The organism is Pseudomonas sp. RC4D1 (assembly GCF_018390395.1).
GTDB lineage: Bacteria > Pseudomonadota > Gammaproteobacteria > Pseudomonadales > Pseudomonadaceae > Aquipseudomonas > Aquipseudomonas danubii.
The window spans coordinates 1,995,158-2,014,816 of sequence record NZ_JAHBAW010000002.1; the positions used below are offsets into that span (position 1 = coordinate 1,995,158).

At 63.1% G+C, this 19,659-nt stretch carries 18 protein-coding genes and 1 tRNA gene; 13 read left to right on the forward strand and 6 right to left on the reverse strand.

What is annotated here, in order from left to right; all coding sequences use genetic code 11:
* Nucleotides 1-91: 91 nt before the first annotated feature.
* On the reverse strand, nt 92-1,309 hold the full coding sequence (locus KHO49_RS24785) for an MFS transporter (RefSeq protein ID WP_102860240.1): 1,218 nt from the start codon (nt 1,307-1,309) through the stop codon (nt 92-94).
* A gap of 87 nt (nt 1,310-1,396) precedes the next feature.
* Nucleotides 1,397-2,305, reverse strand: a complete 909-nt coding sequence (locus KHO49_RS24790) for a LysR substrate-binding domain-containing protein (RefSeq protein ID WP_102880927.1) — start codon at nt 2,303-2,305, stop codon at nt 1,397-1,399.
* A gap of 226 nt (nt 2,306-2,531) precedes the next feature.
* Between KHO49_RS24790 and KHO49_RS24795 the strand changes: the two genes are divergently transcribed.
* The 7 genes from KHO49_RS24795 (at nt 2,532) to KHO49_RS24825 (ending at nt 9,163) form a co-directional block, all read left to right on the forward strand.
* Nucleotides 2,532-3,650, forward strand: coding sequence for an ABC transporter ATP-binding protein (locus tag KHO49_RS24795; RefSeq protein WP_110596323.1), 1,119 nt, complete (start codon nt 2,532-2,534; stop codon nt 3,648-3,650).
* Nucleotides 3,651-3,665: 15 nt separating this feature from the next.
* Nucleotides 3,666-4,586: an ABC transporter permease gene (locus KHO49_RS24800; RefSeq protein ID WP_102880929.1), complete on the forward strand. Its 921-nt coding sequence runs from the start codon at nt 3,666-3,668 to the stop codon at nt 4,584-4,586.
* On the forward strand, nt 4,583-5,392 hold the full coding sequence (locus KHO49_RS24805; protein WP_110596322.1) for an ABC transporter permease: 810 nt from the start codon (nt 4,583-4,585) through the stop codon (nt 5,390-5,392). The genes KHO49_RS24800 and KHO49_RS24805 overlap by 4 nt, the downstream gene beginning before the upstream one ends.
* Nucleotides 5,393-5,419: 27 nt before the next feature.
* Entirely contained in the window at nt 5,420-6,454 is a 1,035-nt protein-coding gene (locus KHO49_RS24810; protein ID WP_213665942.1) for an ABC transporter substrate-binding protein, read from the forward strand.
* A 71-nt stretch (nt 6,455-6,525) separates the two neighbouring features.
* The gene (locus tag KHO49_RS24815; RefSeq protein WP_213665943.1) at nt 6,526-7,989 is read left to right on the forward strand and encodes an amidase; all 1,464 of its coding nucleotides are present in this window, start codon (nt 6,526-6,528) and stop codon (nt 7,987-7,989) included.
* 77 nt (nt 7,990-8,066) lie between these two features.
* Nucleotides 8,067-8,143 (forward strand) — tRNA-Met (locus KHO49_RS24820).
* A 180-nt stretch (nt 8,144-8,323) separates the two neighbouring features.
* Entirely contained in the window at nt 8,324-9,163 is an 840-nt protein-coding gene (locus KHO49_RS24825) for a 5'-nucleotidase, lipoprotein e(P4) family (protein ID WP_213665944.1), read from the forward strand.
* 58 nt (nt 9,164-9,221) lie between these two features.
* Here KHO49_RS24825 and KHO49_RS24830 read toward each other — a convergent pair whose 3' ends face one another.
* The 4 genes from KHO49_RS24830 to KHO49_RS24845 all read right to left on the reverse strand — a co-directional run bounded on the left by KHO49_RS24830 (nt 9,222) and on the right by KHO49_RS24845 (nt 14,391).
* A complete protein-coding gene (locus KHO49_RS24830) occupies nt 9,222-11,702 on the reverse strand; it encodes a TonB-dependent siderophore receptor (protein ID WP_213665945.1) in 2,481 nt (826 codons plus the stop codon).
* Nucleotides 11,703-11,821: 119 nt separating this feature from the next.
* Nucleotides 11,822-12,763, reverse strand: a complete 942-nt coding sequence (locus KHO49_RS24835; RefSeq protein ID WP_253085007.1) for a FecR domain-containing protein — start codon at nt 12,761-12,763, stop codon at nt 11,822-11,824.
* Between the two features lie 2 nt (nt 12,764-12,765).
* Complete coding sequence (locus KHO49_RS24840) at nt 12,766-13,278, reverse strand: sigma-70 family RNA polymerase sigma factor (RefSeq protein ID WP_213665947.1); 513 nt, start codon at nt 13,276-13,278, stop codon at nt 12,766-12,768.
* Between the two features lie 144 nt (nt 13,279-13,422).
* Entirely contained in the window at nt 13,423-14,391 is a 969-nt protein-coding gene (locus tag KHO49_RS24845) for a cytochrome-c peroxidase (RefSeq protein WP_306408978.1), read from the reverse strand.
* 271 nt (nt 14,392-14,662) lie between these two features.
* Here KHO49_RS24845 and ggt point away from each other — a divergent pair, with 271 nt between their 5' ends.
* The 6 genes from ggt (at nt 14,663) to KHO49_RS24875 (ending at nt 19,580) form a co-directional block, all read left to right on the forward strand.
* Nucleotides 14,663-16,498: a gamma-glutamyltransferase gene (ggt, locus tag KHO49_RS24850; RefSeq protein ID WP_213665948.1), complete on the forward strand. Its 1,836-nt coding sequence runs from the start codon at nt 14,663-14,665 to the stop codon at nt 16,496-16,498.
* 156 nt (nt 16,499-16,654) lie between these two features.
* Complete coding sequence (locus KHO49_RS24855) at nt 16,655-17,095, forward strand: GNAT family N-acetyltransferase (protein WP_213665949.1); 441 nt, start codon at nt 16,655-16,657, stop codon at nt 17,093-17,095.
* 463 nt (nt 17,096-17,558) lie between these two features.
* On the forward strand, nt 17,559-17,825 hold the full coding sequence (locus tag KHO49_RS24860) for a DUF3077 domain-containing protein (RefSeq protein ID WP_213665950.1): 267 nt from the start codon (nt 17,559-17,561) through the stop codon (nt 17,823-17,825).
* A 115-nt stretch (nt 17,826-17,940) separates the two neighbouring features.
* Nucleotides 17,941-18,252 (forward strand): type II toxin-antitoxin system HigB family toxin, encoded by a 312-nt coding sequence (locus KHO49_RS24865; protein WP_072450953.1) that lies wholly within the window; start codon nt 17,941-17,943, stop codon nt 18,250-18,252.
* A complete protein-coding gene (locus KHO49_RS24870; protein ID WP_102880946.1) occupies nt 18,249-18,620 on the forward strand; it encodes a helix-turn-helix domain-containing protein in 372 nt (123 codons plus the stop codon). Before KHO49_RS24865 ends, KHO49_RS24870 begins: the two co-directional genes overlap by 4 nt.
* Nucleotides 18,621-18,767: 147 nt before the next feature.
* Nucleotides 18,768-19,580: a MerR family transcriptional regulator gene (locus KHO49_RS24875; protein WP_110596313.1), complete on the forward strand. Its 813-nt coding sequence runs from the start codon at nt 18,768-18,770 to the stop codon at nt 19,578-19,580.
* Nucleotides 19,581-19,659 lie beyond the last annotated feature (79 nt).

Sequence of the window (19,659 nt, forward strand, 5' to 3'; positions counted from 1 at the left end):
CAGGCAGCGACGCCTCAACTAGCACTACGCTGAAACGAAAACGCCCGGAGCATGGCCCCGGGCGTTTTTTTACGCGTCGAACAACCGCGCGTCAGGCTTTGCGGGTACGCGGCAGGAAGATCGCCAGCACTCCGAACAGCGGCAGGAACGAGCACAGGAAGTACACGTACTCGATGCCATGGATGTCCGCCAGGTGCCCCAGCAGCGCCGCGCCGATCCCGCCGAAACCGAACATCAAACCGAAGAATACCCCGGCGATCATGCCGACGTTGCCCGGCACCAGTTCCTGGGCGTAGACCACGATGGCGGAGAACGCCGAGGCCAGGATGAAGCCGATCACCACACTGAGGACACTGGTCCAGAACAGGTCGACATGGGGCAGCAGCAGGGTGAACGGCGCCACCCCGAGGATCGAGAACCAGATCACCGCCTTGCGCCCGATCTTGTCGCCGATCGGCCCACCGAAGAAGGTCCCCGCCGCCACCGCGCCGAGAAACAAGAACAGGTGCAGTTGCGAACTGGCCACCGACAGGTCGAATTTCTCGATCAGGTAGAAGGTGAAATAGCTGGTGAAGCTGGCCATGTAGAAATACTTGGAGAACACCAGCAGCCCGAGGACCACCAGGGCGCTGATCACCCGGTTCCTCGACAGACCATGGGTCGCCGCCTGGCCCTGCTTGAGCTTGTGCAGGCGCAGATGGTTGGCGTACCAGCGGCTGATGGCGTAGAGCACCACCAGGGCAAACAGCGCGAACAGACCGAACCAGGCCACATTGCCCTGGCCGTAGGGAATGATGATCGCCGCGGCCAGCAAGGGGCCGAACGCGGTGCCGGCGTTGCCGCCCACCTGGAAGCTCGACTGCGCCAGGCCATAGCGCCCACCGGAAGCCAGCCGGGCGACCCGCGAAGCTTCCGGGTGGAAGGTCGAGGAGCCAATGCCGATCAATGCAGCCGCCAGCAGGATCAAGGCAAAGCTGCCGACCTGGGACATCATCAAAATGCCGATCAGGGTGCAGATCATGCCCGCTGGCAACAGGAACGGCAGAGGCCGTCGATCGGTGTAAAAACCAACCCAAGGTTGCAGCAGGGAAGCGGTGAGCTGAAAGGTCAGGGTGATCAGGCCGACCTGGGTGAAGGTCAGGCCGTAGTTGTCCTTGAGCATCGGGTAGATCGCCGGCAGCACCGCCTGGATCAGGTCGTTGATCAAGTGGGCCAGGGCCACCGCACCAATGATGCGCAAGACCAGTGGACTGCTTTGCGAAGCGGGAGATGCCGTCGTTGCGACGGTCTGAGGGTTGCTGCTAGCCATAGGATTTTCCGTACAACGGGTGGGTGCACAGGGGCAGGTGCGCCAATGTGCCATTTTTTGCTGCGCACACGCCATCCCATTAGCTTGCTAACGACCCACTATCCGCGCCTCGGGGAAGTCCGCTTCAAGCTCGGCCTTGAGCCATTGGATGAACCACTCCACGTCCTGCGACCATTCAGTGGCCGGGGTCAGCACCCGGTAGCTTTCCAGCTTCACCTGATCCTCCAGCACCCGTACCAGGGTGCCGGCCTTGAGCTCCTCGCGCACCAGCACTTCATTGGCCAGGGCAATGCCGCCGCCGCTTTCGGCCACCGACAGGGCGTGGTCGTTGTTCACATAGATCAGGTCGGAGCTGAGCTGGATATCCAGGCCATTGGCGGCAAACCACAGGTTCCACCACTCACCGTCATCGAAATGGATCAACTCGTGGCGGGCCAGATCCGCCGGGCCCTTGATCGGCTCGATGCCGGCCAGGTAAGCCGGGGTGCAAATCGGAAACACCCGAGGGCAGATCAGGCTGACCCGGGACTCGGCATATTGCCCGTCCAGGCCATAGGCGATCCCCAGGTCGGCGCTCTTGGCGTCGACTTCGGTGAAGGTGGAGTTCGGCTCGATGGCGAACTTCAAACCCGGACGCACATGGCGCAGCGCCTCCAGGCGCGGGGTCAGCCAGCGCTTGGCAAAACCCGGCACCACCATGATCCGCAACCAGCGCTCGGCGGCCTTGGGCTGGGCTTCACGACCGGCCTCGATGATCAGTTGCAGGGCGGCGGCGATCTTGCGGTGGTACTTCTCCCCCGCCGGGGTCAGGATCACCCCGCGCGAGGTGCGTTCGAACAACTGCACCCCGAGCCAATCCTCCAGCAACTTCACATGGCGGCCGATGGCCGGCTGGGTGACATGCAGCGACTTGGAGGCTTCGACATAGCTGCCCAGGCGGGCCGCGGCATCAAAAGCCCGCACCGCATTCAACGGTGGCAAACGCTGTTCGGCCATGGTTTTGCACGCTCTCTGCTATTAAATTATTTAACATCTGGTATGTTAAAATTGATGTTTCGCCCCCGCAACCCCTCACTGATAATCAGCCCCAGCAGAACAATAAGAACCCGCGCAAAGCCCGTAAAAACAGGCTTTTCACGCATCCGAACACATCTCGATCCTGCCCAAGAAAAACAATATCCATGGCCTGCGCGACAGCCCATGGGGGAATCGGAGGTAAGGCATGAATGCCCTGCATGCGCTGCAAACACTGGCGGTGTCCATCCGCTCGGTGCGCAAGGTCTACGGCGATCCACACAGTGGCCCGGTGGCCCTGAAGCACATCGACCTGGACATCCGCGACAACGAATTCTTCACCCTCCTCGGCCCCTCTGGCTGCGGCAAGACCACCCTGTTGCGGATGATCGCCGGGTTCGAATTTCCGACCCAGGGCGAGATCCTCCTCTACGGCGAGAACATCGCCGAGCGGCCGCCCTTCGAGCGCCCGGTGAACACCGTGTTCCAGCATTACGCCCTGTTCCCCCACATGACCCTGGCCGAGAACCTGGCCTTCGGCCTGGAATCGCGGCCCATGGGCCAGGTGCTGAGCAAGGCGCAGATCGCCGAGCGGGTGCGCGAGATGCTGGCCCTGGTGCAGATGGAACGCTTCGCCGGGCGCAAGCCCAACCAGCTCTCCGGCGGCCAGCAGCAACGCATCGCCCTGGCCCGGGCCCTGGCGCCCCACCCCAAGGTGTTGTTGCTGGACGAACCGCTGTCGGCCCTGGACCTCAAGCTGCGCCAGGCCATGCGCGAAGAACTCAAGGCGATCCAGGCCAAGACCGGCATCACCTTCATCTTCGTCACCCATGACCAGGAAGAGGCCCTGACCCTGTCCGACCGCATCGCCGTGCTCTCCGAAGGCGAAGTGCAGCAAGTGGGTCGCCCGGAAGAGATCTACGAGCAACCGCGTAATCGCTTCGTCGCCGACTTCATCGGTGAAACCAACTTCATCCAGGCCACCGTCAGCCGCGTCGAAGCCGGCCTGGCCTGGTTTAGCGGTCCCGCCGGAGAGGCACTGCCGGCGCAACCCTGCAACACGGTCAAAGTCGGCCAGCAGGTCACCCTGTCCGTGCGCCCGGAGCGCCTGCACCTGCGTAGCGACGCCGTGGAAGGCGCCCTGGCGTGCCGCATCGAGGCGCAGATCTACCTGGGCACCGACCTGCAATACCAGGTCAGCCTTGGCGACGGCATGCGCCTCACCGTGCGTGCGCCCAACAGCCTCGAACACCATCCGCGCCTGAGCGTGGGCAGCCACGCCGGGCTGGTGTTCGAACGCGGCAGCGCCAGCGTCCTGCTGGATTGACCACGAGGATTCGCCATGCACGCCTCATCGATTTCCCAGCACCTGGAACGGCGCAAGGCCTTGCGCAGCGTTCTCGGAGTCAGCCCGGCGCTGATTGCCATCGGCCTGTTCCTGATCGTGCCGATCCTGATCGTCATCGGTTACTCGCTGATGGAAGCCAACCCCTACGGCGGGGTGAACCAGGTCTTCAGCAGCGACGCCTACACCTCCCTGCTGTTCGAACGGCAGCTGGATGACAGCCTGGCCTTCGCCGACTCCTACCTGCTGATCGCCCTGCGCTCCATCGGCATTGCCGGGCTGACCACCCTCATCACCCTGCTGATCGGTTTTCCGGTGGCGGTGTGGCTAGCCATGCAACCAGTGCAGCGCCGGGGCTTGCTGATCTTCCTGATCACCGTGCCGTTCTGGGCCAACCTGCTGATCCGCACCTACGCCTGGATTCTGCTGCTGCGCAACACCGGGGTGATCAACAACAGCCTGATGGGCCTGGGGGTCATCCACGAGCCGTTGCAGTTGCTGTACACCGACGGCGCGGTGCTGCTGGGGCTGGTCTACACCTACGCGCCCTTCGTGGTGCTGCCGATCTACGCCACCCTGGAAAAGATGGACATCCGCCTGTTGGAGGCGGCCCAGGACCTCTACGCCGGACGCTGGCGCACCTTGCGCAAAGTGGTGCTGCCAATCGCCAAGCCGGGGATTTTCGCCGGGGCGATCCTGACTTTTGTGCCCTGCCTGGGGGCGATGATCGCCCCTGAACTGCTCGGCGGCGGCACCCGGATGATGCTCGGCAACCTGATTTTCCGGCAGTTCAGCGACGCCCGTAACTGGCCCTTCGGCGCGGCCCTGTCCCTGGTGCTGATGGCCGCAGTGATGCTGGTACTGACCGTCTACGCCTTGCGCGCCCAGCGCCAGCGAACCCTTCAGGAGGGCGCATGATGATCCGCCTGTTCAAACGCAACGGCCTCGGCGTCCAGGACTTTCCCGGCTTCGGCGGCTTCAGCTTCCTGTTCTACCTGTACCTCTACGCGCCGATCCTGGTGCTGGTGGTGTTCTCCTTCAACGCCAACCAGTCGGCCACTGTGTGGAGCGGCTTCAGCCTCGACTGGTACCGCGCGGCGTTTGCCAACCAGGCCCTGCGCCAGGCGGCGGGCAACAGCCTGCTGATCGCCGTGTGCGCCAGCATGGCGGCCACCGCCATCGCCACCCTGGCCGCCCTGGGCACCTCACGCGGGGCGAAGTTCAAGGGCCTGCAACTGTCCATGGGCGCCATCATGCTGCCCCTGGTGCTGCCGGAAATCGTCGTCGGCGTGGCCACCCTGGCGCTGTTCTCGACGCTGGGGCTGTCCCTGGGCTACGGCAACCTGATCATCGCCCACACGGTGTTCTGCATCCCCTTCGCCTACTTGCCGATCCGCGCCCGCCTCAACGACATGGACCTGTCCCTGGAGCATGCCGCGGCGGACCTGTACGCCGGCCCCTGGCGCACCTTTCGCAAGGTGACCCTGCCGCTGCTGATGCCGGGGATCGTCTCCGGGCTGATGCTGGCCTTCATCGTCTCCCTGGATAACTTCGTGATCTCGATGATGGTGTCCCAGGCCGGCACCACCACCCTGCCGATCTTCATCTTCGGCCTGTTGCGCATGGGCGTGACACCCGACGTCAACGCCGTGTCGACGCTGATCCTCGGCGTCTCGGTGCTGTTCGTCAGCCTCTCTTACCTGTTGAGCAAGAAACACCCTTGAACCGTCCACTGACCTTGGGGAAATGCCATGAGCAAGTTGATCGCAAGTCTGGGAACCTCGCTGCTGCTGAGCCTGCCACTGGCGGTACAGGCCGCCGAGAAACTCAACGTCGTGAGCTGGAGCGGCTATTTTTCGCCGGAAATTCTCGCCAAGTTCCAGAAGCAGACCGGCATCGAGGTCACGGTGGACTCCTACGATTCCAACGAAACCCTGCTGGCCAAGCTGAAACAGGGCGGCACCGGTTATGACGTGGCGATCCCGTCCCACCAGTTCATTCCGATCCTGATCCAGGAGCAGTTGCTGGAACGCTTCGATCCGGCCCAGCAGCCCTACTACGCCGGTGTGGTCGACAACCTGAAAAAGCCCACCTGGGACCCTGAAGGCGCCTACTCGGTGCCCTTCATCTGGGGCACCACCAGCGTGGTGCTCAACGGCGAACGCTACACAGGCCCGAGCGACAGCTACAAGGTGCTCTACGAACCGCCAGCGGAGCTGCAGGGGCGGATCAACATGTTCGACTCGGTGAGCGAAGTGATCGACATGGCCAGCCTGTACCTGAACATTCCGCTGTGCAGCGAAGACCCCAAGCAGATGCAGCAGATCCTTGGCCTGCTCAAGGCGCAGAAGCCCTTCGTCAAGACCTACAGCTCCAAGGCCGGGGCGATCCGCGAGAACCTGGCGGCCGGGGAAATCGACATGTCGATGTTCTGGGGCGGCTCGTCGATGCGTGCCCGGGAGATGAAGCCCGGCCTGAAGTACCTCTATCCCAAAGAAGGCGTGCTGGCCTGGGTGGACAACATGGTCATCCCCAAGGGCAGCAAGCACCCGGCGAACGCCAAGGCCTTCATCGCCTTCCTCAGCCAGCCTGAGAACGCCGCCATGACCCAGAACTTCCTCAAGCACCAGAGCCCGATCAAGGGCGTCGAACCCTTCCTCGACTCCGGGTTGAAGGATGCCCCCGAGCTGCACATTCCCGAGGGCACCAAGGTGGTCTTCAGCCAGACCTGCGGCGAAGGCGCGATCCGCCTCGCCGACCGCCTGTGGACCAACCTGATGCGCTGAGCTGCGTTGACTTCTGCCGCCCCGGCCTGGATGCCGGGGCGTTTCTAAAGCCGTTTGAAAGGCCCCCTGCCATGAACGCCAATCCCCCCAGCGAACTGGTCCTGCTCCAGGCCCATGAACTCGCCGAGCGTATCCGCCTGCGTCAGGTTTCCTGTCGGGAAGTGATGCAGACCTACCTTGCCCACATCGAACGCTATAACCCCAAGGTCAATGCCCTGGTCAGCCTGCAACCGGCCGACAGCCTGCTGGCCCAGGCCGAGCAGCGCGACGCCGAACTGGCCCGTGGCGACTATCGCGGCTGGATGCACGGCCTACCCCACGCGATCAAGGACCTGTCCCTGACCCAGGGCATCCGCACCACCCTGGGTTCGCCGCTGTACCGGGACTTCATCCCCGAGCGCGACGGCATCATGGTGGAACGGATCAAGGCTGCCGGGGCGATCATTATCGGCAAGAGCAACACCCCGGAATTCGGCCTCGGCTCGCAGACCTACAACCCGCTGTTCGGCGCCACCGGCTGTGCCTATGACCCGAGCAAGACCGCTGGCGGCAGCAGTGGCGCCGCCGCCGCAGCCCTGGCCCTGCACCTGGTGCCGGTGGCCGACGGCAGCGACATGATGGGCTCGCTGCGCAACCCGGCGGCCTTCAACAACATCTTCGGCTTCCGACCGTCCCAGGGCCGGGTGCCGTTCGACGACAGCAGCGACCTGTTCATCGACCAGCTCGGCTACGAAGGCCCCATGGCCCGCAGCGTGCGCGACGCGGCCCTGCTGTTATCGGTGCAGGCCGGCGGTGACGCCCGAGCACCGCTGTCCATCGCCGAATCCGGCCAGGGCTTCGCCGCGCCACTGGAGCGCGACTTCAAGGGCACGCGCCTGGGTTGGCTGGGGGACTTCAACGGTTACCTGCCGATGGAAAAGGGCCTGCTGCAACTCTGCGAAAAAGCCTTGGGCGATTTCCGCAGCCTGGGCTGCAGCGTCGAACCGGCCAGCCCGAACTTCGCCCCCGAGCGCCTGTGGAGCAGTTGGCGCACCCTACGCCACTGGATGGTCGCCGGGTCCCTGGGCAGCACCTATGCCGATCCACAGAAACGCACACAGCTCAAGGACGAGGCCATCTGGGAAGTGGAAAACGGCCTCAAGCTGTCCGCGAGCCAGGTCTTCGACGCCTCGGTGATCCGCAGCGACTGGTACCGCGCCATTTCAAAGCTGTTCGAGCGCTTCGACTACCTGCTGCTGCCCAGCGCCCAGGTCTTCCCCTTCGACAAGCACACCCCCTGGCCGCGCAGCATCGAAGGCGTGGCCATGGACACCTATCACCGCTGGATGGAGGTGGTGATTCCCGGCACCTTGTCCGGCTGTCCGGTGGCCAGTGTCCAGGCCGGCTTCAATGCCGAAGGCCTGCCCATGGGCTTGCAGATCATCGGCAAACACCAGGCCGACTTCGCCGTCCTGCAACTGGCCCACGCCTACGAACAGGCCAGCCGCTGGTTCCAGCGCTGCCCGTCGCCGCTGATTTCGAGGGGGAAGGGATAAACGGTTGATAGCGTAGATAATTTTTTTATAAAAACGCTTGACGCATTGTCGTTCTGCGCGAATAATGCGCGCCACTTGGCTACATAGCTCAGTTGGTTAGAGCATAGCATTCATAATGCTGGGGTCCGGGGTTCAAGTCCCTGTGTAGCCACCAAGTACTAAAAACGGCTTACCGCAAGGTAAGCCGTTTTTTTATGCCCGCAGAAAAGTGCCGGAGATTACGCCGCATTGATCCACAAACGCGACACCTGCATTGAGCCCCCGCCCGGGGTGAGATAGAACACCGGGGCAGTGTGTGTGAGAGCTGCGCAATCCTCACTTCAAGGGCTCGATAATGACAATAAAAAACCACAGGACTTCAGTCGCCCCCTGGCTGTTCTCGCTCCTGGCAATCACCTGTATCCCAGCCTTCGCCGAACAGGCCTCTACCCCGCCCTCCAATCTGCTGACCGCCGCCGTCGCCTGGAAACAGACCGCCGCCGAATTCGAGGCGCTGTACTACCAGGGCTTCAACATTGCCCGCCTGCAACTGGACCGCGCCCTGCAAGAACACAAGGCCGGCGACCGGCCGCTGGCGATCATCAGCGACGTCGACGACACCGTGCTCAGCAGCAACAGCTACTGGGGCTACATGATCAATTCGGGCAAAGAGTTCTTCGATGACGAGGCCTGGGACAAGTGGGTCGCGGACAATGGCCCTGTGGCCACTCCGGGGGCGGTGGAATTCCTCAAGTACGCCCAATCCAAAGGCGTCGAGGTGTTCTACGTCACCAGCCGCGACCAGGGCGAAAAGACATACGAATACGCCCTGGCCAACCTGCGCAAGAACCAACTGCCCTATGCCGATGAGCAGCACCTGACGGTGTACCGCGACAGCTCCAACAAAGAGCCGCGGCAGCAGGAAATCGCCAAGGACCACAACGTGGTGCTGATGTTGGGTGACAACCTCAACGACTTCAAACGCAAGTACTACGTGGCCGACGTCAAACAGCGCAGCAGCCTGATGACCGATGACAAGGAACAATTCGGGCGCAAGTTCATCCTCTTCCCCAACCCCACCGACGGCCACTGGCTGAAAGCGATCTTCGGCGATTCCGAACCGCCAGCCACCGCGGAAAACCGCGCCAAGTTCAAGGCCGCGGCCGGAGCTAACGCCTGGCAGGTGAAAGACTAACCACGCAACACACAGCCCCGCATAGGGGCGGTCATGGCTCCATTCGAGCCATGGCCCGCTACAGCGACCATCGCACCGTCACCATGGCATTGCGCGGTTCACCATAGATGTCATTGCCGTAGTAGGTATTGGTGCTGATGCTCTGGTAGTACTTCTTGTCGAAGACGTTGTTCAGGTTAAGCCGAAACTCAAGATGTTCGGACGCCCGATAGCGAGTCATTAGGTCCACCAGGGCATAGCCTTTCTGTTCGACGTACATCGGCGTACCCGAGTCGTAGAAATTCACATCCTTGTTGTAGATCCGGTTCTGGCTATAGAGCCCCCCGCCCACAGTCCAACGATGCAAATCTCCCGGCAGTTGGTAAGTGGTAAAGGCCTTGAACACGTGACGTGGAATATCGGTGTCGAACAGGCGGCCGACATTGTCCTCGTTGCCATCCTTGCGATACTTGGCCTGGGCATAGGTGTAGCCCGCCCCCAGCTCCCAGCCCGGCGCCAGCTTACCGTTGACCTCAAGCTCGATACCTTCGCTGCGCACCTCGCCGCTGGCTTCGTAGCACTGCAGGCTGGAGCACTGAGCGCTGACCACCTGCTTGGCGCGATTCACCTGGTCGATCCTGAACACCGCAGCGCTGGCGGTCAGGGCCCCTTCGAAGTATTCGCCCTTGATGCCCGTCTCGTAGTTCTTGCCGACTACGGGCTTGATCAAGCCACCGGAGCTGTCCACTTCCGCTTGTGGGCTAAAGACATCGGTGTAGCTGGCATACACCGAGTGATGGGCGTCAAGGTCATAGACCATGCCGGCATAGCGGGTGAGGTTGCGGGTGACCTTGTAGTCGGTGCTGGAGGCGGTGCGCACCCCGGCAAAACGCGTATCCACATCGTAGTCGTACCAGTCCAGGCGCCCACCCAGAATCAGGGTCAGGGGCTCGGCGAGGCTAAAACGTGAGGTGAGGTAGAAACTTTTCAGCTCGGAGTTGCGCTCCTGGCGCCAGTAATCCAGGTCCATCTCCGGCTTGGGCACGCTATGGGGGTCGGGACGGTAGATGTTGGTCCGCGTCTCGTTGTCCTGGAAATTGCCCTTGCCGCGAAAGGCCAACTCACGCTGACTGGCCCCCACCACCAGCTCATGCTCACGCCCGAACAGGGCAAACGGCCCGGAAGCGAAGAGGTCGTAGCTGTCTTGCTGATCCTTGTAGTGGTACTGACCGACGTACTGGCCGAACTCGTCGAAATCGGCGCCGAAACGCTCGGTCATCGAACCGAGCATCTGCAAGTCGGACCAGGACTTGCTGGCCGACAGCAACAATTTCCAGCCGTTGTCGAAGCGGTACTCCAGGCGACCAAAGGCCGTGACGTTGTTCTGGTCCCAGTACTCCCAGTCACTGCCCAGGTAGGCCGAGCGCGACAGGTGCAGGTGCCGGCCGTCAATCGCCGCAGGCAGCCCGCCCCAGGTCGTGGTGTTATGCGACGCCTGATTGGTAGCACCCACGGTCAGCGTGGTGTTGTCATTCAAGTCGGCCTCGGCAATGCCGTAGAACACCGAACGCTCGGCATCGGCCACGTCCTGGAAACTGTTCTTGCTCTGGTAGGCAGTCACCAGGCGCCCACGCAACGTGCCACTGTCATTGAGGGCACTGGAGGCATCAATTTCGCTGCGATAATTGTCCCAACTGCCGGCACTTGCCGTGATGCTCAGGCGCGGGGCGGCAGTGGGCCGCTTGCGCACCATGTTGATCGCCGCCGAAGGGCTGCCCGTCCCCTGCATCAGGCCGGCGGCGCCACGCATGACCTCGACCCGATCGAAGATCGCAGTGTCGGCCGAAGTGCTCATGTCCCGGCTCAGGTAATGGGACATATCGTTGGCCAGGCCATCGACCATGAGGTTCTGCACGGCAAAACCCCGCGAATAGAAAATCGGTCGCTGTGGTCCGTCCTTGGTGATGGAAATGCCCGGGGTACTCTTGAGCACATCCTCCAGGCTTTGCATGTTCTGATCGTCCATGCGCTGGCGGGTGACCACGGTCACCGACTGTGGAGTCTCGCGAATCGACAGGGCCAGCTTGGTAGCCGTCTGCATGGCGCCGGTGGTATAGGAGCCGGTGTCTTCGGTGGTAGTGCCCAGAGACGCGCCGGTGATCTGGGTCGGCCCCAGATGCAGCGCCGCCCCCGTCGGCAACTTGACCAGGGTATAGCGCGCCGGGCCTTCCTGGCGCAGCTGCAAGCCACTGCCGGCCAGCAGCTGCGCCACGCCCTGACTGAAGGAATAATGGCCCTTGAGCCCCTGGGTAACCAGCCCCTGGGTCTGGCTGGAGCCAAAGGACAGAGTAACCCCGCTGGCCGCGGCAAACTCACTGAGTGCAGTCCCCAGTGCCCCTGGCGCAATGTTGAATTCCTGTGCTTCGCCCACCGCCTCCTGGGCCAGGGCAAACGGCGCAACACAGGTGGCCGCCAGCAGCGTGCCAAGGGTGATGCTCAACGCCGTGCGATTGAAACTGCGCCGCAGGGCGGCCTGGGTGAAACGACTCCGGTGGCTCATGTACGCGTCCTATGCCATAGCAGTAAAGGCGGCTGATTGACCGCTCTACTGATGAGCCGAACGCCAGGCGGAATCGGCAAGGCGCATTGACGATTTTTCTTCAAGCGACCATTCGCCCGTCACGCTTGCACACGCACCCAGTACCTGGAAAACCGGCGCACCCTCACCGGCAACGACAATGGCAGGTTGGCCAGCACCCCATCGATATCATCCAGGCGGAAGGCGCCGCTGATCCGCAGTTGCGCAACTTCATCCGCACACCCCAGGTAGCCAGGGCGGTAACGGCCCAGCTCACGGATGAAATCCGCCAGTCGCCAGTCAAGCGCCACCATCTGGCCCCGGACCCAGGCACTCTCGGCATTGTCCGCCACCCGCAGGGCACCCATCTGCCCGGAGCCAAAGGTCAGCGACTGGCCTTCGGCGACCCTCTGGGCATGTTGCGGATCATCGTTCAGGCGCACCTCCACAGCATGTTGCTGAACCGAGACTCGGCTGAAGGCCGGGTCCAGGCGCACATCGAAACGGGTGCCCAGGGCCCGGATGCGGCCATGGGCGGTTACCACCAGCAAAGGCCGCGCCGGGGCCCGGTCTGCGGCAGTAGTGACCTGGATCTCGCCCTGACGCAGGAAGATCAGCCGTTCTTCATGGCTGTAGGCAACGTCGACCCGAGTATCGGTATTGAGGTGCAGCCGCGTACCGTCGGCCAGCAGTTCTTCCCGGCGCTGGCCGGTGCGCGTGGCGAAGTCGGCGCTATAGGGAGACAGCCGATAGCCGCCCAGCAACGCCGAGCCGCCAGCCATCAGCAGCAGTACCTTGAGGCCCTGGCGACGCTGGATGCCCATTTCCGACAAGACCGGCAAGGCAATATCCTGCGGGACCCCACGCAGCTGCTGTTGCAGCCTTTGCACCCGGGCCCAGGCTCGCGCATGTTGCGCATCGGCGCCAAGCCACTGCTGCCAGGCCTGTTGCTGCGCCGCGCTGACCTGTTGATCGTTGAGGATCAGGTACCAGTCCACCGCTGCCTGCAGGTGGGCCTTGTCCAGGAGAGGAGGCGACGGCACGTTCAATCGTCCATCAGTTGTATGCATTGCAGCAGTGCCTTGCCCAGATGATTCTTGACGGTGGTCACCGACACTCCCAACTGCCGCCCGACCTGCACATAGCTCAGGCCATCCAGCTGCACCATGAGGAAAATCTGCCGGGTGCGCGTGCCCAGCCCATCGAGCAAGGCATCGATGGCCAGCAATGACTCGATGATCAAATGATGGGTTTCAGGAGAAATGTCCTGGGGCTCCGGACGTGCCGCCAAAGCCTCCAGATAGGCCTGTTCCAGAACTCTGCGGCGCACCTTGTCGATCAGCAGGCCGCGGGCGATGGTCGCCAGGTAATGACGGGGCTCTCGCAGTACCGGCAACTGGCGCAGCGACAGCATCCGCACGAAGGTGTCCTGGGCCAGGTCTGCTGCATCGGCACAGTTGCCGGTGCGGCTGCGCAACCAGCCCTTCAACCAGCCGTGGTGGGCGCCATACAGATCTTCGATCTCCAGCGATATTGAAGCCTTGACCCCTGCGTCCATGATCGACCGTCGCTAATGATAATATCTCTCATTATTATCCAGCCGTTTTTTCATGACAACAGAGTCCCCTTCCCGGCAGACCTGAATGCCGCATACTAGGCCTTTCCGGAAAAACCGCAGCACGCTGCGGTTTTTCCACCCAGGTCAGTTGAACGGCTGCGGACGCGGTGTCTGCGCCGAGGACGGCGGCAGCATCGGCAATTTGAAGTCCGGCTGATCGCCGGTCAGCGTCTCGAGGAAAGCCACAATCTGCTGGATCTCCTCATCACCCAGCTTGCGCCCCAATTGCAGCCTGGCCATCACGTCAACCGCCTCCTCTAGCTTCCAATAAGCACCATCGTGGAAGTAGGGATAGGTCAGCGCCACGTTGCGCAGGGTCGGCACCTTGAACAGCATCCGGTCGGCGTCCTTGCCGGTCAGCCCGGCCACGCCCTGGGCCGGGTTCTGGGTGACGTAGGGTTCGATCATGCCCATTTTCTGAAACGAGCCGCCGCCCACCGCCTCGCCGTTGTGGCAGGCCACGCAGCCGATGGACTTGAACAGTTGGTAGCCCTTGAGCGCAGTCGGGCTGATGGCCGCCTTGTCGCCCTTGAGCCAGCGGTCGAACGGCGCGTTGGGCGTCACCAGGGTGTCTTCGAAGGCGGCAATGGCGTTGGTGGCGTCTTCGAACCTGATCTCATCGTTGCCATACACACGCTTGAACGAAGCCCGGTACTGGGGAATGGAACGCAGTACGTCCACCGCCAGGTCATGGGTAAAGCCCATCTCCCCCGGGTTGGTGATCGGGCCGCTGGCCTGCTCCTGCAGCGTCGCCGCACGGCCATCCCAGTACTGGGCAAAACTCAGGCCGGAGTTGAGCACCGTGGGCGAGTTGATCGGCCCCTGGTGCCAGTTGTGGCCGATGGAGGTGGGCAGGTTGTCGCTGCCACCCATGCTCAGGTTGTGACAGGAGTTGCAGGAAATGAAACCGGATTTGGACAAGCGCGGGTCGAAGAACAGCTGCTTGCCCAACTCCACCTTGGCCACATCGCTGATCTTCGCCGGCTGCACCGGCAGGATCGGCTCGCTCGGCGTCTCCCCCCGCGCCTCGCTCCCCAGCAGCAATCCGAACACAAGTAACCACTTACAACCGTGCATGGCGTCCTCTCATCAGGCTTATGGTTTGCTGCACCATGTGCCCAACCTCCCCCAGCCGCCCTGACTCAGATCAATCGGTGGCCGGGTGCACGCCTGCCTGCGACCCTATGTACAGGGCCGCTGTCTAGCGTCTTGCCACTGGCCCAGCGCACGGTCATGGCCACCTGCCGGCCCTGCTGGCGGCGCCACTGCTGTACATTCCCCTCCACGGACGACACCTCATTTCCCAGTGAACGGAGCTCAACGCGTGTTCTCGATATTCCCTCCCCGTCACCCCTCACTCCTCAGCCTCGGCCTGCTGGCCGCCGTCCTCAGCCTCAGCGCCTGTAACAACCCGCCCTCTTCCACCGCCCTGCCTGCCGCTCCGGAAATCGCTTCGGGCTACCGCACCGACATGCAAACCCGGCATGCCGACAAACACATGGCGGCCGCCGCCAACCCGCTGGCCGCCGAGGCCGGGCGCGAGATGCTGCGCAAAGGCGGCTCGGCCATTGATGCGGCGATTGCCATGCAAGCGGTGCTGACCCTGGTGGAGCCGCAGTCCTCGGGGATTGGCGGCGGCGCGATGATCGTGCTCTGGGACGGCAAGGCCGTGCGCACTTATGACGGTCGGGAAACAGCGCCGGCCGGCGCCACCGAGAAGCTCTTCCTGCAGGCGGACGGCAAGCCGATGCCCTTCCCTCAGGCGCAGATCGGCGGCCGCTCGGTGGGCACCCCAGGCGTGCTGCGGGCCCTGGAAATGGCCCACCAGAAACACGGGCGCCTGCCTTGGGCGCAATTGTTCGAACCGGCGATCCGCCTGGCCGAGCAAGGCTTCGCCATCTCGCCACGGCTGCACAGCATGATAAGCGCCGACCCGTTCCTGGCGCGCTCGCCGGACATGGCCGCGTACTTCCTGAATGCCGACGGCACGCCGAAAGCCGTGGGCACCTTGCTGAAAAATCCACAGCTGGCCGCCGTGCTCAAACGCATCGCCCAGGAAGGCCCGGACGCCCTGTACACAGGCCCGGTGGCCGCGGAAATCGTCGCCAAGGTCCAGGGCCACGCCAACCCCGGCAGCCTGTCGCTCAACGACCTGCAAGGCTACCGCGCCAAGGAACGCGCGCCGCTGTGCAGCGACTACAAGCGCTGGCAGGTGTGCGGCATGCCGCCGCCTTCATCGGGCGGTGTGGCGGTGGCGCAGATCCTCGGTACCCTGCAGGCCCTGGAACAACACGACCCGCGCTACACCCTGGCCAACCTCAAGCCGCAGAAAACCAACCTGCTCGCCGGCCTTGAGCCAGCGCCACAAGCGGTACACCTGATCGCCGAAGCCGAACGCCTGGCCTATGCCGACCGTGGCCTGTACGTGGCCGACAGCGACTTTGTGCCAGTACCGGTGGCCGGCCTGATCGCCCCGGACTACCTGGCCAAACGCGCTGCGCTGATTGGCGAACGCAGCCTGGGCAAGGCCGAACCGGGCAAGCCTCAGGGCATCCAGGTGGCTTACGCACCGGACCGTTCGCCAATGCGCATCTCCACCTCGCAAGTGGTGGCGGTGGATGACTTAGGCGGCGCGGTGTCCATGACCACCACGGTGGAAGCGGCCTTTGGTTCGCACCTGATGGTCCAGGGCTTCATGCTCAACAACCAGCTGACCGACTTCTCCTTCATCCCCGAGGAAAACGGCCAGAAGGTGGCCAACCGCGTCGAACCGGGCAAGCGCCCGCGCTCGTCCATGGCGCCGACCCTGGTCTTCGACCGCGCCAGCGGCGAACTGCTGGCCAGCGTCGGCTCCCCCGGCGGCTCGCAGATCATCGAGTACGTGGCCAAGTCGCTGGTGGGCATGCTCGACTGGAACCTCGACCCGCAAGCCGCCGTCGGCCTGCCCAACTTCGGCAGCCGCAACGGCCCTACCGAACTGGAGAAGGGCCAGTTCAGCCCGGCGCTGAAACAGGCGCTGAGAGCCCAGGGTCATGAACTGAACGAGATCGACATGACCAGCGGCACCCAAGCCATCGTTCGCGTGCGTGATGCCCAGGGCAAGACCTCCTGGGCCGGCGGCGCCGATCCACGGCGCGAAGGGGAAGCGCTGGGGGATTGAGGGTTATCGGATGAACCCGAGGGCTGGCCGTGAGGCTGGCCCTTTTTTTTGTGGGCGGGGAACACGGGCACTGTATGCAAGATTTTGCGGCGGTCTGTGTCTGACCCGGCCTGGGGATCTGCCCTAGCATCGTCCCTGCCCACCGAGGAACCGACGATGAACAAGATTGCAGCCGACCTTGATATTCCGGGCCTGAGCCCACGACACCTGACGCCCCAGGACCTTGAATTGATCTGCCGCCATCGCCAGGCGATGTTTCTCGATGCGGGTAAGGACCTCTCCACCTTGCAGGTGATGACCGAGCACTTTCGCCCCTGGTTGCGCGAACGCCTGGAGGACGGCCGCTACTACGGCTTCGCCCTGATGGACGCCGAGCAGAGCGTGGCCAGCATCGGCCTGATGAACATCGACTGGCCGCCCCACCCTTCCCATCCAACTCAGGACCAGCGCGGCTACGTGCTCAACGTCTACGTCGAACCGGCCTACCGGCGCCGCGGCCTGGCGTCGGCGCTGATGAAACTGGCAGAGGCCGAGTTCAGCCAGCGCGGGCTGGGTTGGGCCGCGACCAGTGAGATGGCGAAACAGGGCTTTCTGTAGCCGCTGCCGCAGGCTGCGACAAGGACCGAAGGGCCTTCGGCGCCTGGGAGATCGCTGCGACCGTTCCGGTCGTTCGCAGCCTGCGGCAGCGGCTACAGGGTTGGTTCACAAAATGTCGCAGTAATGCCGTTGCGACGCCCCCTACTCCAACCTATGGTTCGACCGTCGCTGCAAAATCAGCGAACAGGCTTGGCGGCCTGATAGAATCGAGGCGCAACAGCGCCCCACCCACATGCGGGCGCTTTTTTTGCGCCCGCATACCTGCGTTATGGCGGGTTGCGTGGGAGAACCTTCGGGTTCGCCGGTTCCTTGATTCCCGGTCCGCCAATCCTGCGCAATCCGCCACCCTGATCTGCTTGGCGGCAGACGGTGACGGTCCTTCGAATCAAGGAGTCGTGACCATGAACTGCTTCTGCAATCTGTTTCTCCATTACCTCCCGTCACAAAAAGCCGGAGGTGCCCGATGACCACTCAATCGCCCCTGACCACCCTCGGTGAAATCCGCTTTTCCCAGTGCGGCGAACACCTGCATCCGCTGTTTCGGGTGAATGCCGACGTGCCGATCAACGACGCCCTGGAACACGCCTCTGCGCTGTTGCATCTGGCAAAGCAATTCACCCTGGAGGCCGCCATGGAGCCCCGGTGCGACCACTATGCTTGGGCGGCACACTACCTGGCAGAGATGGGCAAGGCACTGATGGACGACGTGCACGCCACGCTCTCTGCATGACCTGATCGTCCCTGAGCCGACGTTGCCTGCGCGGGCAGATCCAGCGATCTGCCCGTACATCGCTTGACGCACTCAGCGACTTGTTTAAGTCCCAGGACGGGACTAGGATCACGCCATGAGAATTATTGCAGTCAGTCAGTTGAAGGCCTTCTGGGAGAAGTACCCGGACGCAGAACAGCCCTTGCTGGCCTGGGTCGATGAAGCAAGGAAAGCCGAGTGGTCCAACCCTGCGCAGATCAAGGACCAGTATCGCAACGCGAGCATTCTCAAAAGCCGCAGGGTGGTCTTCAACATCAAGGGGAATGAGTATCGACTGATCGTTGCCGTGGCCTATCGCTTCGGCGCGCTCTACATCAAGTTCGTAGGTACCCACCAGCAGTACGATGCCATTGACGCCGACAGCGTAGACATGGAGCAACCCGCATGAACATCCGCCCTATCCACACCGACCAGGATTACCGCGCCGCGCTCAAAAGCGTCTCGCCCCTGTTCGACAACGAGCCGCAGCCCGGGACACCTGAAGGCGACTACTTCGACGTCATGATCACCCTGATCGAGGCGTACGAAGCCAAGCAGTTTCCCCTGGACCTGCCCAACCCGATCGAGGCAATCAAGTTCCGCATGGAACAGTCCGGCTTGTCCGCCGCCGACCTGGCGCCCGCCATCGGCCGTACCAACCGCGTCTATGAAGTACTCAATGGCAAGCGCGCGCTGACCCTGCCCATGATCTGGAAACTGCACCGCCTGTTCGGCATCCCTGCCGAAAGCCTGATCAAGCCGCCCAAGTCGTCCTGAGCCTGGCCCTCAGCGCTGGGGTCTGCATGACAGGTTGCAACAAGACCAGATTGGGGGGACACATTGCCGGCGTTGAACCAAGGCTTGAGCTTGCCCTTGGGTAAAGGCTCAACCTGCCTGGCAGCCCAACCACACCAAGGACGTTCCATGCTCACCATCGGCCAAATGGCTCGCTGCCACAGCCTCACCACCAAGACCCTGCGCCATTACGACAGCATCGGCCTGTTCACCCCGGCCCTCACCGGCCGTGACAACGGCTATCGCTACTACAGCCCGGAACAGATCGTGACCCTGGGCCGCATCGTCTGGCTGCGGCAACTGGGCATGTCCCTGGAAGACATCCGCACGCTGGCGGACCAGGGCGGCCTGGACAGCGTGTTGCACATGCAGCAATCACTGCAGGACCACGCCCGGCAGCTGGAAAGCGAGATTGCCCGCAGCCAGAAAGTGCTCGGTCATCTGCAGCGCTATCTGGCGCAGCCGCAACGCCAGATTCCTGCGCCGCAAAGGCCGGAAAAAGTGCTCCTGGCGCCGCTGCGAATCATCGGCATGGCCTGGCAGCAGAATGATCCCGGCTCCATCGCCGAACTCTGGCAGCGCTTCGAACCCCGGGAGCAGGAGATCCAGCGACTGGCCGACCCTGTTGGCACTTACGGTATCTGCCAACCTCTGGAGGACGGCCATTGGCGCTACATCGCCGGCTTGCCGGTGGCGGCCGACGCGCCCTTGGTGCCGGGCATGGTGGAACTGGAAATCCCCGGCCGCCACTACGCCCGGGTCGAGCATCACGGCACGGTGCAAACCCTGCCGGAAACCTTCCGCGCCGCCTACAGCGAATGGCTGCCCGCGGCCGGGCTGCTGCCCATCGAAGCCCTGGAGTTCGAGTACAGCGGCGAACGCTTTCTGGGCCCCATGAATCCCCACAGCGTGGTGGAGTTGTATATCCCGTTGAACGCCTGAAACGCCCGGCAGACGGGCCCGTACTGGGAAGACCGCTGGTCTGGGAGCCTGTCCGGGCCAGCCGTTGTCAGCAAAAGTA